At 70.9% G+C, this 13,583-nt stretch carries 14 protein-coding genes and 1 pseudogene; 5 read left to right on the top strand and 10 right to left on the bottom strand.

Annotation, left to right across the window (positions count from 1 at the left end; translation table 11 throughout):
• Positions 1-42: 42 nt before the first annotated feature.
• The gene (gene bla, locus O7610_RS19820) at positions 43-960 is read right to left on the bottom strand and encodes a class A beta-lactamase (RefSeq protein ID WP_281552147.1); all 918 of its coding nucleotides are present in this window, start codon (positions 958-960) and stop codon (positions 43-45) included.
• 127 nt (positions 961-1,087) lie between these two features.
• Between bla and O7610_RS19825 the strand changes: the two genes are divergently transcribed.
• Both O7610_RS19825 and O7610_RS19830 read left to right on the top strand, forming a co-directional pair.
• The gene (locus O7610_RS19825; protein ID WP_281552148.1) at positions 1,088-1,993 is read left to right on the top strand and encodes a LysR family transcriptional regulator; all 906 of its coding nucleotides are present in this window, start codon (positions 1,088-1,090) and stop codon (positions 1,991-1,993) included.
• A 7-nt stretch (positions 1,994-2,000) separates the two neighbouring features.
• Complete coding sequence (locus O7610_RS19830; protein WP_289211515.1) at positions 2,001-2,909, top strand: serine hydrolase; 909 nt, start codon at positions 2,001-2,003, stop codon at positions 2,907-2,909.
• 87 nt (positions 2,910-2,996) lie between these two features.
• Here O7610_RS19830 and O7610_RS19835 read toward each other — a convergent pair whose 3' ends face one another.
• The 6 genes and pseudogenes from O7610_RS19835 to mscL all read right to left on the bottom strand — a co-directional run bounded on the left by O7610_RS19835 (position 2,997) and on the right by mscL (position 6,369).
• Positions 2,997-3,194: a DUF397 domain-containing protein gene (locus O7610_RS19835; RefSeq protein WP_416591171.1), complete on the bottom strand. Its 198-nt coding sequence runs from the start codon at positions 3,192-3,194 to the stop codon at positions 2,997-2,999.
• Positions 3,148-3,945 (bottom strand): helix-turn-helix domain-containing protein, encoded by a 798-nt coding sequence (locus tag O7610_RS19840; protein WP_289211516.1) that lies wholly within the window; start codon positions 3,943-3,945, stop codon positions 3,148-3,150. Before O7610_RS19840 ends, O7610_RS19835 begins: the two co-directional genes overlap by 47 nt.
• A gap of 327 nt (positions 3,946-4,272) precedes the next feature.
• Positions 4,273-4,908 (bottom strand): annotated as a pseudogene (locus O7610_RS19845) (DUF6642 family protein); the annotation flags it as partial.
• A 76-nt stretch (positions 4,909-4,984) separates the two neighbouring features.
• On the bottom strand, positions 4,985-5,338 hold the full coding sequence (locus O7610_RS19850; protein ID WP_281552152.1) for a hypothetical protein: 354 nt from the start codon (positions 5,336-5,338) through the stop codon (positions 4,985-4,987).
• Between the two features lie 7 nt (positions 5,339-5,345).
• A complete protein-coding gene (locus O7610_RS19855) occupies positions 5,346-5,636 on the bottom strand; it encodes a hypothetical protein (RefSeq protein ID WP_278173204.1) in 291 nt (96 codons plus the stop codon).
• A 328-nt stretch (positions 5,637-5,964) separates the two neighbouring features.
• A complete protein-coding gene (mscL, locus tag O7610_RS19860; RefSeq protein WP_281552153.1) occupies positions 5,965-6,369 on the bottom strand; it encodes a large conductance mechanosensitive channel protein MscL in 405 nt (134 codons plus the stop codon).
• Between the two features lie 195 nt (positions 6,370-6,564).
• Between mscL and O7610_RS19865 the strand changes: the two genes are divergently transcribed.
• Complete coding sequence (locus O7610_RS19865; protein WP_289211517.1) at positions 6,565-7,218, top strand: hypothetical protein; 654 nt, start codon at positions 6,565-6,567, stop codon at positions 7,216-7,218.
• A 157-nt stretch (positions 7,219-7,375) separates the two neighbouring features.
• Here the strand turns inward: O7610_RS19865 and O7610_RS19870 are convergent, their stop codons facing one another.
• A complete protein-coding gene (locus tag O7610_RS19870; RefSeq protein ID WP_289211518.1) occupies positions 7,376-8,077 on the bottom strand; it encodes a FadR/GntR family transcriptional regulator in 702 nt (233 codons plus the stop codon).
• A 182-nt stretch (positions 8,078-8,259) separates the two neighbouring features.
• Here O7610_RS19870 and O7610_RS19875 point away from each other — a divergent pair, with 182 nt between their 5' ends.
• Positions 8,260-9,612, top strand: a complete 1,353-nt coding sequence (locus O7610_RS19875; RefSeq protein WP_502959114.1) for a CynX/NimT family MFS transporter — start codon at positions 8,260-8,262, stop codon at positions 9,610-9,612.
• Here O7610_RS19875 and O7610_RS19880 read toward each other — a convergent pair.
• Both O7610_RS19880 and O7610_RS19885 read right to left on the bottom strand, forming a co-directional pair.
• Positions 9,530-9,886 carry an STAS domain-containing protein gene (locus O7610_RS19880; RefSeq protein ID WP_281552157.1) on the bottom strand — a complete coding sequence of 119 codons (357 nt, stop codon included), beginning with the start codon at positions 9,884-9,886 and terminating at the stop codon, positions 9,530-9,532. The two genes, O7610_RS19875 and O7610_RS19880, sit on opposite strands and share 83 nt — an antisense overlap.
• Before the next feature lie 156 nt (positions 9,887-10,042).
• Positions 10,043-12,130, bottom strand: a complete 2,088-nt coding sequence (locus O7610_RS19885; RefSeq protein ID WP_281552158.1) for a S9 family peptidase — start codon at positions 12,128-12,130, stop codon at positions 10,043-10,045.
• A 109-nt stretch (positions 12,131-12,239) separates the two neighbouring features.
• Between O7610_RS19885 and O7610_RS19890 the strand changes: the two genes are divergently transcribed.
• Positions 12,240-13,508: an FAD-binding oxidoreductase gene (locus O7610_RS19890; RefSeq protein ID WP_289211520.1), complete on the top strand. Its 1,269-nt coding sequence runs from the start codon at positions 12,240-12,242 to the stop codon at positions 13,506-13,508.
• Positions 13,509-13,583: the final 75 nt, after the last annotated feature.

Raw genomic sequence — 13,583 nt, forward strand, 5'->3', positions numbered from 1 at the left:
GGTCTCTCGGCCGAACCCGGGTCTCACAGCCGGACCCGGATCTCACGGCCGCAGTTCGGCGACGACGACCCGCGCGGCCTGTGCGATCAGCGCGTTGTCGTACCCGGCATCCGGGCCTTCCCGGTCGGAAAGCACCGCCAGCACGATCGGTTGGCCGGCCGGCGGCCAGATCACGGCGATGTCGTTGCGCGTGCCGTATCCGGCGGCACCGGTCTTGTCTCCGACGCGCCAGCCATCCGGCACGCCGGCCCGGATCAGCTCGTCACCGGTTGTGTTCGCCACCAACAGGTCGACCAGCAGGTCCCGGTCGTCCGTGGCGAGCGCGTCGCCGACGGCGTACGCCCGCAGGCTTCCGGCCAGCGCCCGCGGGGTGCTGGTGTCCCGGGGGTCGCCCGGGGTGTAGTCGTTCAGCTCGGTCTCCCAGCGGTCCGGATCGGTCACGTCGTCGCCGATCTCCCGCAGCCGCTTCTCGAAGCCGTCTGGGCCACCGAGCTGCTCCAGCAACAGATTGCCGGCGGTGTTGTCGCTGTACCGGATCGCCGCGTCGGCGATGTCGCGCAGCGGCATGCCGGTGTCGACGTGCTGTTCCGTGATCGGTGAATAGGTGACCAGGTCGTCGGCGGTGTAACGGATCACCTGATCGAGCTCGGCGCCGGTGGTCTGGTCGAACACTGCGGCTGCGGCGAGTGGCTTGAAGGTCGAGGCGTACGCGAACCGCTCGTCTGCCCGGTGTTCGACAGTCTGGCCCGTGCCGGTGTCGACGGCGTAGACGCCGAGCCGGGCGTCGAAGCTTTCCTCCAGGCGTCGGAGCTCGACCAGGTGTGCGCCGGTGGTCGCCGTCGTGGTCGGCTGCCCGACAGCGCTCGGGGCGGCGTCGGGCGACCCCGAGGTCGCACAGCCCGCCAGCGGTACGAGCGCCACCACCGCGACGGCGATACGGACACAGGTACGCAAGGTCATGCGAAGCATCCTTTCCAGGTGCACTTGGGATGTCAGTCAGCCTGGCAGAGGAGTCGGATGCGGTAAAAGACGACGGTGCGCGTTCTGATGCTGATTCGGCATAGAACCGGGCATAGAATCAGCTGCCGTGGACGTGGTGGCCGCCTGCCGGGCTTTCGTTGCGGTCAGCGCCCACGGCAGCTTCACCATCGGCGCTGCGGCGGCCCGCATCCCGCAGTCCGTGGCCAGCCGGCGGATCGCCACCCTCGAACAGCACCTCGGTGCCCGGCTGTTCGACCGCTCGTCACGCGCCGTCACCCTGACCGCCTTCGGGCGGGACGTGCTGCCCTCGGCCCGGCGCTTGGTCGACTTCGCGGACACCCTGGAACACAACGCCGAGCAGGCCCGACTGCGCCCGCTCCGGCTGGCCGTTCCGGCGATCTGCCCGCCCCGGCGGCTGGCCCGGTTGGTCACCGAAGCCCGGACCGACGGCCTGCAACTGGATCTGGTCCCCGCCGATCCGGCGGAGCGCGCCGACCTGGTCCACGGCTTGGAGGTACGCGCGGCGCTGCTCGCCGTGGCACCCGACGGCAGCCGGTGGCAGGTACCGCTGGGGCTTGCCGGCTCGTCCGACGGCTCCACCGGCGACGCCGCCGACCCGATCTTCCTCGCCGCGCTGCGCCCTGGTCGGTTTCGGCGTGACCGGGCCGGCAACCGGATCTGGATTCAGCCTGAAGACGACGTCCCGCATGTACGGGATCGGATGGTCCGCCTCGCCCAGTCCGTTGGTCTGGCACCCGCGCAGGTCAGGATCGCCACCGGACTCGTCGCCGCGCTCGCCGACGTGTACGGCGGCGACAGCGGCGACTTGTTGCTCTGCTCGGCCAGTCAGGCCCGGGATCTCGGGCTGCGCTGGCACCCGATCGGCGAGCAGGTGTTCGCCCGAGGCTACGACATCGCGGCCGGGTTGGCCGAGGACGCCCGGCGGTTGCACGACCTACCGGACGCCGTAGTGCGGACCTGCCTCGGTGCCCCGCCCGACGAGCAACGGTGAGGAAGGTATGGGCGTCGCCAAGGTGCTGCGGCTGGCACGAGCCACCCTCGACGAGGCGGGACTCCGTGGCTCCGTCCTGGTCCGAGATCTGCGTACCGGCGACGAACTTGGCATCGACCCCGACCTGGAGTTCCCGGCGGCATCGCTGGTCAAGGTCCCACTGGCGGTAGTCACGTTGGACCGGATCCACCGGGGGGAACTCGATCCGGCGGCGCCGACCCTGGTGCGCCCGAACCGGGTCGCTGTGCCCGGCCCGACCGGGTTGAGCAAGTTCCGCCACCCGGCCACGGTGGCCCTCGAGGACCTGCTCTATCTCAGTACGGCGATCAGCGACGGTGCCGCCGCCGACGCGTTGTTCGACCTCACGCCGCCAGCGGAGGTCACCATCGGGCTGCGCCGGCTCGGGTTGTCCGGAATTATCGTCCGGCACCCGATCAGTGACCTGACCGACACCCCTGCCGAACGGTTCGCCCCGCAGGAGAGTCACCTGGCGCAGTCGTTGGCCATCGGCGCGGCAACCGCCGGTCACGGCCACCCGGTCGCCCAACTCGACGTCAGCCGGGCCAGTACCGGATCGGCCCGCGCCTTCGTCGACCTCCTGCACGAACTCTGGCTGCCGGCCACGATGAACCAACAGGTTGCCGGCCGGGTCCGCGAACTGATGGGTGACAACGTGCTGCGACAGCGACTCGCGCCCGACTTCAGCTCCGATGCTGCCCGCTGGTCGTCGAAGACCGGCACCCTGCTCAACCTGCGGCACGAGATCGGCGTCGTGGAACACGCCAACGGCCAGATCTACGCGGTCGCCGCGCTGACCGAATCCCGGGTGCCGGCGATGGTGCAGCCGGCGGCCGAGGCCTCGATGGCGTACGTCGCCCGCAGTCTGCACGACGAGCTTCGGCTGGTGGGCGGCTGACCCGACCGACATCCCAAGATCAGGTGAGCGCTATGGACCTCTCAACAGCGGGGTGAGGTCCATAGCGCTCACCTGATCTTGATACGGTCAGCTTGCGGAGCCGGCCCGCTTGGCCAGGTCGACGAACCCACGCCAGGCCGCCGGCACGAAGGCCAGCGTTCCGCCGTCGCGGTCCTTCGTGTCCCGGACGTACACCCGACCCGGCTGGTTATCGGCCACCTCCACGCAGGACCCGCCGTTAGTGCCGCTCCGGGTGCTCTTTCGCCAGTTCAATTCGGTGCTCATGGTCATCGACCACCCTCATCATCAGGTCACGGGACAGGTCACACGGTAGCGCCCGTGCGGACACCAACTCCCATGCTCGCTGCACGTTGCGTACGGTCGCAAGCCCGGTGACCACCTCTCCCTCGTCGACGCTGTCCCGGTAGACGACGGTTGCTCCCTCGATCAGGGTGGCGATCTCGAACGCGCCGGTCAGCGCGGGATGCGGCCCTGCCGAGAACGGCACCACCCGCACCACGACGTTGGGGAGGAATCCCACCCCGACCAGGTGATCCAGCTGCTCTTTCATGATCACCGAGTCACCGATCCGCAGCGCCGCCTCGCCGATGATCGCGTGCAACAGCAACGGATCCTCGCGACCCAGGGTCGCCGCCTGCCGCGCCATCCGTTCCCGGGTAATCTCCTCGACCTGGACCTCGGTGTGCGGCCCGGCCGCGATCACCGACCGGGCGTACGCCTCGGTCTGCAGCAGCCCGGGGACGAGATTGGCATGGCAGGTACGCATGATGGCCGCTCGGCGCTCGTTCTCCACCCAGGACCGTAGCCAGGGCGCGACCGCCTCACCGCGTGCCCGCTCGGCAAGCTCCTGCAGCTCGGGCCCCGCCTTGAGCACAGCGACCAGGCCAGCCAGCACGTCGTCGGGTGGGATCGGCCGCCCTGACTCGTAGTTCCCGATCTGGGAACCACTGATGTGCACCTCCGCACCGAGCGCATCCTGAGACATCCCGAGCTGCATTCGCATTTGCTTCAGCACTTGTCGAAATTCATTCGGATCGCTCAACGTGTCACCTCACAGATTCAAGAAGCGAAACTCACGCCCCCGATCCTCCGGCATCGGCGCGTCACAGTCCAGGGTGGAAGTCGACAACTCGACAGCACCCGCCCGACCACTTCTCAATTGATCATGACCAGTGTCATGAAACGGCGGAATCGGCGGAGAATCGCGCTCGACCGCAAGCAGATTCGGCCAGGTGGACCTGGCTCGCTATCGATCTTTCCGTGCGATGCCCGAAGGCCTGCTCCGCGCGCCGCTCCTGGCCCTGCCGCCCTGTATCGGCACCTGCTGGGTGCCGGTTGCTGCCTGCTCGGGCCCCGCCGGTCCCGGCTGCCGGCCGGCTGACGCGCGTTGTCGGCCGGCCGGGCGCCAGGTCCGGCCGTTGGCGTAGACGATCCGGAAGCCCAGGTACGCCGCCAGTGGCGCCCAGTGCGACGAGCCCATCCGCAGCTCGGCGGCGTTGTTGTAGACCCCGTTGGCGAGCACGTCGAGCAGCACCGTCTCGAACGCCGCCGACTCCACCCAGTCGACCTCCCGGGTGTAGCCGCAGATCAGCGAGGCCCCGGTGGTGGCGAGGAACTCGCGCATCCGGGCGTCGGAGGCGCGCAGCACCGAACAGCTGCCGAAGTACAGCCGCTTGCCGGCGCACCGGCCGGCCATCTGCTCGGCCACGTCGTCCAGGTCGACGTGGTGCCGTTCGGTCAGGCACAGTTTGGTCGGCTCGCCGTGCATGGCGAAGAAGCCGACCCGGTAGTCGGCGTACTGGCGCAGCAGCCAGCGGTCCAGGAAGTAGGCGAGTTCGTCGGGGGTGGCGGCGTCGCGGTGGATGAACCGGATCCGGCTGAGCCGTTCCAGCAGCTCCAGGGTCGGCAGCACCGAGCCGCGCTCGTTCAGGTCGCGATGCCACTGCCCCTCGATGCAGAAGACACCACCGCGCGCCACGTCGCCTCCCACCGTCGCGGACCACCCGCCGGACCCGCCACCCACCTGTCGGTCCGGTCAGTGACCATACCGCCGGTCAGGCCGGTGGTGTCACCTCGGACCGGGGCACCGCTAGACGGACCACCCCGGCGTCGACCGCCGCCAACTGTTCGACGCTGGCGTAGCCGACACCGCCCGGCAGCGCCGCCGGCTCCGTCGTGCTGATCTTGATGAAGCCGGTACGTAGCAGCCGGGCCGCCACGTCGGGCGCGGTGGCTGGCTCGTCGCCCACCTCCGGGTGGGGCACCTCGTCACCGATCGCGTCCTGCGGATCGACGGCGCCTTCGACCGTCACCGCGTTCGGATCCGCCGGACGGACCAGGGCGACCGTGCCGATCTTCTCGCCCCGTGCGTCGACCACCGGCATGCCGGTGGTGATCCGGTCTGTCACAGATGCGTCAGCCGCGTTCATGGACGTCCGGTTCCCCGTGTCGGCGTGCGACAAACCGTCCGTCGGAGACCTCGCGCCAGGCGCCGGGGCCGTCGATCAGGCGACGGACCGCGTCGTACGCGGACTCCTCGGTGTCGTACTCGGTGAACCGGGACCTGCCCTCGGCGCCGCCGACCCGGGCCTCGACGAACCACCTGTCGGCGTCGGCGCGGAGGAACACGTCCCGCCGGGCCAGCCGTCCCCAACTGCCGTTCCACCAGTGTTTACGCTGCTCCACCCGACGGACCCTATCGAACATCTGTTCGAGAGGATACGGCAGTGGCGGGTGGCCACCGGATCGGGCGACCGACCCGGGCACGGCGGTCAGTCCGTCTCCGGCCGCTGGTAGCAGGTACCGCAGGTGGGGTCGTCGCAGCGGGGTCGGACAAGGGTGGCTACCGCCCGCCCACCAGCGGGCTGGGCGGTCGGTCGGCCAAGGTCGGCGACAGGTCGGGTAGGGGTTGCGCAGTCCTGGGACGTGATCCCGGCTAGCTGCTCCATGCGTCAAGTGTCACGCAGATCACGTCCCGTCGCCGCCACTTTTCAAGTGCTGGGAGTAACAAGGCAACCACGGATAGCTCTTTGAATCACCGGTCGGTGCGGCGGGTCACCAGGGCGTCCCGGATCTCGGTCAGCAACTTGATTTCCTCGCTCGGCGCGGCCGGCGGCGGCTCCTCGCCCCGACGCCGACGCTCCGCGAGCCGGTTCATCGGCATGACGACCAGGAAGTACAGCGCGGCGGCGGTGAGCACGAAGGTGATCACCGCGTTGACGAAGGCCGGCCAGTCGAAGACGACGCCACGGACCGTGAACCCAGCACCGCCGATGCCCTCCTCGCCGGTCAGCAGTACGGCCAGCAGCCTGATGAACGGCTCCAGGAACGACTTGGTCAACTGGGTCACCACGGCGGTGAACGCCGCACCGATGACGATGCCGACCGCCAGGTCGACAACGTTCCCGCGCAGGATGAAATTCTTGAAGCCGTTGATCATGAGGGGCACTCCCGGCAGCTGAGCGGAATATCGGTCGACAACCTACCGCGACGAGCTGCCCGCCCCGCCGGCGCACGCCCCGCTGCCCGACCCCGGCCACGGGGTGGAATGCCTGGTGACCGGCTGTCGTTGTGCATGGTCCGCCCCCGCACCACCTGGAACGGCGATCCCCCGGCACGGAGAGGTGGACCCCCCATGAACACGATCATCACCGGTACCCTCCGCGACAAGCTGCGGAACACCGCCCTCGGCATCGCCGGGCTGGCCATGGCCGGCGGCGCGATCGCCGCCCCCGCTCTGGCCGCCCAGCACACCCCCGGCGTCCGGGCTGCCACCACGGACACCGCCGTCACCACGAGTGACACCGGCGCCACCAGCGACCGCGTCGACACCGGCGACCGCGTCGACACCGGCAAGTTGACCCCGCACGGCGTGCAGGGCGAACAGTCCCGCATCACCCTGTCCGGCGAGCAGACCGACAACGTCAAGGGCATCATCGCCGCCACGAAGAAGGCCGGCATGCACGAGCGGGCCGCCGTGGTCGCCATCGCCACCGCCCTGCAGGAGTCCAAGCTGGAGAACCTCGGCCACCTCGGTGACCGCAACGACCACGACTCGCAGGGCCTGTTCCAGCAGCGCCCGTCGTCGGGTTGGGGCACCGTCGAGCAGATCACCGACGTCGAGTACTCCACCACCGCGTTCCTGAACGGGCTCAGGGCCGTCGACGGCTGGCAGGACATGCCGCTGACCGAGGCCGCCCAGACCGTCCAGGTGTCGGCGTTCCCGTTCCACTACGCGCAGTGGGAGACCCAGGCCGCCGAGCTGGTCGCCCAGCACTGGAACAGCTGACCCACCGCACCGATCCGCAGCAGCACCGAAGCAGCGCGCCGCAGCGCGGCACTACCGCGCAACGCCGCTGGTCAGCACGAGGGCCGGGCCCCGCCCCCCGGGGTCCGGCCCTCGGGGCGTGAGGGTCGCGGGGTCAGTCTTGCGTGAGCGTCGCGAGTCAGTCGGTGCCGAGGTAGGCGGCCGCCTCGCTGGCCGCCCGCTCCGGGTCACCGTCGCGGATCGCCGCAACCAGCCGGGCGTGGTCGACGTGCCGGTCCGGGTGCAGGTCCGGGCCGACCGCCTCGGCGACGGTGGCCCGCATCGCAGCGCCGATCGAGTCGTACAGCTCGGACAGCATCACGTTGTGTGCGGCGGCCATGATCGCCCGGTGCAGCGTCAGGTCCGCGTCGACGAACCGGGCCAGGTCGCCCCCGCGCCAGGCCGCCTCGCGGTCGGCCAGCGCTGCGTCCAGCGACGCCACGTCCGACGGGGTACGCCGCTGCGCCGCCAGCCGGGCCGCCTCGACCTCGAACGCCCGGCGGACCTCCACGGTCTCCCGCCACTCGGCGGAGGCACAGCGGCGGGCCACCGCACCGGCCAACTCGTCGGTGGAGATCACATAGGTGCCGGAGCCTTGTCGGCACTCCAGCACGCCGGCGTGCACCAACGCGCGTACCGCCTCCCGGACCGTGTTGCGCCCGACGCCGAGCGCCTCGGCCAGCCGTGGTTCGGTCGGGATCCGGGTGCCGAGCGGCCAGTCGCCGGCGGCGATCTGCTCGCGCAACGAGTCGATCGCCTGGCGGACCAGAGTCTGCCGGGACCTGCGGGAAGTGCCGGACCGGCCGGCAGGTGCCGACGGGGAAGCTGCCGAGGGTGTCATCCGCTACATCACCCGACCATAAATCATCCCATGATTTTAGGATGGTCGACATGACTCCGCCAACCGCCCTCACCGGCCGCCCGGCTACCCGGACCGCACCGGGGTCGACCACGCCGAGGCAGACCTCATCGGGGCGGGCCGTGTCGGGGCCAAGCACGACTGGGCCAACCACGACTGGGCGGATCCAGCCGGTGCCGGCCACTGCACCGGCCGGGACGGCGACCACCGGGGCCGCCCGGCGTGGCACAGTCGTGGTGCTGATCGCGATGATCCTCGTCGCGCTCAACCTGCGGCTCGCGATCACCAGCCTCGGCCCGCTGCTGGACGAGGTCCGTACCGGCCTGGCACTGTCCGGCCTGCTGGCCGGCGTGGTGACCATGCTGCCGGCGTTGGCCTTCGCCTCGGTCGGCGCGTTCACCCCGTGGCTGGTCCGCCGATTCTCGCCACCGCGGCTGCTGGTGGCCTCGATGGCGGCGCTCGCCACCGGTCAACTGCTCCGGGTCACCATCAGCTCCGCCTGGTTGTTCGTGGCGACCAGCGCCCTGGCCCTGGCCGGAATCGCGGTGGCGAACGTGCTGCTGCCGATGCTGGTCCGGCAATACTTCCCGCACCGGGCCGGCCTGGTCACCGGCGCGTACATGATGTCGTTGACGATCGGTGCGTCGGTGTCGGCCGGTACCGCGGTCCCGATCGCCCACGCGGCCGGCAGCTGGCGGGCCGGGCTCGGCTTCTGGGCGCTGATCGCCGTCGCCGCCGCAGCGTTCTGGGTGCCGGTCGCCTGGCGGGACCGACGACGCCCGGCGACCGGCACGCCCGGCACCGTCGGCGAGCGACCGCTGGCACGGCCGGGCGCGACGGCCGTGATCCGACCGGGCCGGACCCGGCTCGGTTGGCTGATGGCCGGCTTCTTCGGCGCACAGTCGTTCGGCGCGTACGCCCAGATGGGTTGGCTGGCGCAGGTGTTTCGCGACGCCGGTTTCCGACCGGAGACCGCCGGGCTGCTGCTGGCCGGGGTCACTGCGGTCGCTGTGCCGATCGCGCTGCTGATGCCGACGCTGGCCACCCGGATGTCGAGCCTGCGGCCGCTTGTGCTCGGCACCACCGTGGCGTCCGCACTCAGCTACGCGGGGCTGCTCTGGCTGCCGTACCAGGGTGCCCTGGTGTGGATGGTGCTGCTCGCGCTCGGTCAGGGCACCTTCCCGCTGGCGCTGGCGATGGTCGGGCTCCGGGCGCGGACCGGGGCCGGCGTGGTGTCGTTGTCGGCGTTCACCCAGAGCACCGGTTACCTGATCGCCGCGCTCGGCCCGCTCTCGGTCGGTCTGCTGTACGAGCAGACCGGCGGCTGGTTGGTGCCGATCGCGCTGCTCGGTGTGGCGCTGCTGGTGCAGACCGGTACGGGCTGGGCGATCGCCCGGCCCCGCTGGATCGAGGACGAGGCGGGCACCGCCTCGGTCAGTCGGCCGCAGCCGGCTGTGGCGCCGAGACCGCTTCGTCGACGCTCGGGAAGGTCTGCAGGACCTCGACCAGGCCGCTGACCTCCAGGATGCGCAGCACCCCGCGCTGCGGCGCGGCGAGCCGGACGACGCCGCCGGCCTCGTCGCACCCGTTCTTCGCCCGGACGAAGACCGACAGACCGGTGGAGTCGCAGAACGACACGTCGGCCAGATCGAAGACCAGCCGACTGCGACCTTTGTCCAGTAGATCCGTTATCTGGTCCTGGAGCTGGGGTGCGGTGGCCATGTCCAACTCACCACCGACCGACACGACGACGACGTCGCCACGCTGCTCCGTCTGCACCGTCAGGGACATTCGAGACCTCCAGCCATTCCGCTCGAACGGTACTCCACTTGCTGTCGTCCGCGCAGGACCGGGAGTTCCTTGCTCAGCAACCATAATCCCAGGCCGTCGGGAACCCGCCGCGACCGACGTCATCGCGGCGACGGCGGGTCCCGTCCGCCGGCCGGGTCAGCCGGCCAGCCCCACCCGGTCCAGGATCCAGGCCGTGACGAAGGCCTCCTCGTGCCAGGCGTCGTAGCGCCCGCTCGGGCCGCCGTGACCGGCACCCATCTCCGTCTTCAGCAGGTACGACCCGCCGGGAGCCACCGCGCGCAGTTTCGCCACCCACTTCGCCGGCTCGTGGTAGAAGACCCGGGTGTCGTTGAGGCTGGTCACGGCCAGGATCGGCGGGTAGTCGACGGCGGCGACGTTCTCGTACGGGGTGTACGAGCGCATGTACGCGTACACGTCGGGGTCCTCCAGAGGGTTGCCCCATTCCTCCCACTCGGTGACCGTCAACGGCAGCGTCGGGTCGAGGATCGTGTTCAGCGCGTCCACGAACGGCACCTGCGCCACGATCCCGCCGAACGCGTCCGGGGCGAGGTTGACCACCGCGCCCATCAGCAGCCCGCCGGCTGAACCGCCCCGGGCGATCAGCCGGTCCGAGGTGGTCCAGCCCGCCTTCACCAGATGTCGGGCGCAGGCCACGAAGTCGGTGAACGAGTTCTTCTTGGCCATCATCTTGCCGTCGTCGTACCAACGCCGGCCCAGCTCACCGCCGCCCCGCACGTGCGCGACAGCGAACACCACGCCACGGTCCAGCAACGACAGCCGGGGCACCGAGAACCACGGGTCCATGCTGATCTCATACGACCCGTACCCGTAGATCACGCACGGCGCGGAACCGTCCCGGGGAGTCCCGGCGCGGCACACCACCGAGATCGGCACCCGGGTGCCGTCGTCGGCGACCGCCCATTCCCGGTGCTGCTCGTAGCCGGCCGGGTCGTAGCCGCCGAGCACCGGCTTGCGCTTGCGCAGCGCCAGGTCGCGGGTGACCAGGTCGTAGTCGTAGATGGAGTCGGGGGTGATCAGCGAGGTGTAGCGGATCCGCAGGCTGGTGGTGGTGTACTCGGGGTTGGCGTCCAGCCCGACGCTGTAGATCGGCTCGGGGAACTCGATGTCGAAGGTGTCGGTACTGCCGACCGGGAGCACCCGCAGCCCGGTCAGTCCGTCAGTACGCAGCGACACCACCAGGTGGTTGGCGAACGCGTCCACCGATTCGAGCCGGGTGCCGGGGGTGTGCCCGATCAGCGGCACCCAGTCGCCGGGGGCGTCCACAGAGGTGTACGCGAGGGCGAAGTCCTCCGCGCCGTCGTTGTGCAGGATCAGGAACCGGTGCCCATGGTGTTCGACCGAGTAGTCCACCCCCTGCCGGCGCGGGGCGATGACCACAGGCTCGGCGGTCGGGTCGGTGGCCGGCAGTGCCCGTACCTCGCTGGTGGTCTTGCTGTGCGCGTCGATCAGGATGAACCGCTCGGAGCGGGTCAGCTCGACGCCGACCCAGAACCGCTCGTCGTCCTCCTGGTGGACGATGACGTCGCGGTCCGCGCCGGTGCCGATCTGGTGGCGCCAGACCCGGTACGGCCGCCACGCGTCGTCCACGGTCAGGTAGAACAGCGCGCTGCCGTCGGCCGACCAGGCGGTGCCGTAAAAGGTCGACGGCACCTCGTCGGGCAGCACCTCGCCGGTGGCCAGGTCCTTGATCCGCAGGGTGAAGCGCTCGTCGCCGGAGAAGTCGGTGGAGTACGCCAGCCAGCGGCCGTCCGGGCTGACGTCGAAGGTGCCCATCGCGAAGAAGTCATGCCCCTCGGCGAGGGCGTTGCCGTCGAGCAGGATCTCCTCGCCGTCGATCGACACGCCGTCGACAGTGGCCGGCGGGGCCGAATCGCCGGGCCGGACGGCAAGCCGGCAGTGGATGCCGTACTGCTGGCCTTCGACGGTCCGGGTGTAGTACCAGTAGTCGCCCTTGCGGGTCGGCACCGACAGGTCGGTCTCCTGGGTACGCCGCTTCGTCTCGCCGAACAGTGTTTCGCGCAGCGCGGCGAGGTGTGCCGTGGCACCCTCGGTGTAGGCGTTCTCCGCCTGCAGGTAGGCGATCGTGTCCGGGTCGTCCTTGGCGGCGAGCCAGGCGTAGTCGTCGACGACCGTGTCGCCGTGGTGGACGCGCTCGGTCGGGACACGCTTGGCGGTCGGCGGAACCGGTGTCTGGGTCGTCACCCGGCCACGGTACCGCCCGGAGCGGGCCGCCCGGTCGCGGCGGCACGCCGCACGGCCAATCCGGATCGATTAGAACACGTGTACGATCAGCGCGGGGGGTGACTCGACGGTGATTCAGGACGTGGCCGCTCGACTGGCTGAGATCTGTGGTGCCGCGCACGTGCGCGACGCCGGCCCGGACGACGAGGTGGCGGCCGCCGCTCCGCGTTGGGTGGCGGCACCGGGCACGGCCTCGGCGACCGCCGAGGTGCTGCGCCTGTGCGCCGACCGGGATCTGACCCTGATCCCCCGCGGCTCCGGCAGCAAACTGGACTGGTGGACTCCACCGTCCCAGGTGGACATCGTGCTGGACACCTCCCGGCTGGCCGGCGTCTGGCACCGCCCGCCAGGATCACGCACCGTCCGGGTCGGCGCGGGCACCCCGCTGCACACCGCCCAGCAGGCCGTCGGCCGGGCCGGCTGGCGGATGCCGCTGGACCCGCCCTCCGCGTCGGCGACGGTCGGCGGGATCGTCGCCACCGACGAGACCGGACCATTGAGCCACCGGCACGGTCCGCCGTGCCGGCACGTCACCGGGGTCGACTACGTTGACGCCGCCGGGCGGCTGGTCCGGGCGGCGTCGGAGACTGACGACGCCGGTGACGAACCGCCCCAGCTGCTCTGCGGTTCGCAGGGGGCCCTGGCGGTGCTGGTCGCCGCGACGGTCCGGCTGCAGCCGGTGCCGGCCGACCGACGCTGGGTGCGACGTACCGTGCACACCCCGCTGGAGGTACGCGACCTGGTCGGCGAGCTGACCGTCGACGGGCTGCACCCGGTGGCGGTCGAGCTGGACCTGCCGGCACACGCCGCGCGCACCGTCCGGCCGTCCCAGGTGCCGCCCGGTGGGCAGCTCGCGGTGCTGTTCGAGGGCGAGCCGGGTCTGAACCGGCAACGCGCCGGCCGGGCGGCGGCACTGCTCGGCGGGGACGCCGTCGACACCGCCCGACCGCCGGTCTGGTGGCGGCGTTACCCGTTTACCGCCAGCGACATCGCTCTGCGGCTCGACGTACCGGCCGCGCACCTGCACGCCGCGATCTACGCGGTGCGCGACGCGGTCGGCGCACCCATCGGTGTTCGCGGTTCGGTCGGCACCGGCCTGGTGCACGCCGTACTTCCCGGGTCGACCACGCCGGAGCGGGTCGCCGAGACCCTGGCGACGGTTCGGTCGGTGCTGCTGGCGCGCAGCGGCAGCTGCGTGGTGCTGACCGCGCCCGCCGAGGTCCGACAGGCCGTCGACATCTGGGGCCACCGGCCGGGCCTGCCCCGGCTACTTGAGCTCAAGCAACGGTTCGACCCGCAGCACCGGCTGGCGCCCGGCCGGTTCACCGGCGGGTCGTGACCGGGTCACCCGGTCAGTCGGTCACGCGCTGGTCTGGGTGGGCGGCGAAGGCCGGCCGGGCCGGCCTTCGTCGCC

The sequence above is a fragment of the Solwaraspora sp. WMMA2065 genome, assembly GCF_030345075.1.
GTDB lineage: Bacteria > Actinomycetota > Actinomycetes > Mycobacteriales > Micromonosporaceae > Micromonospora_E.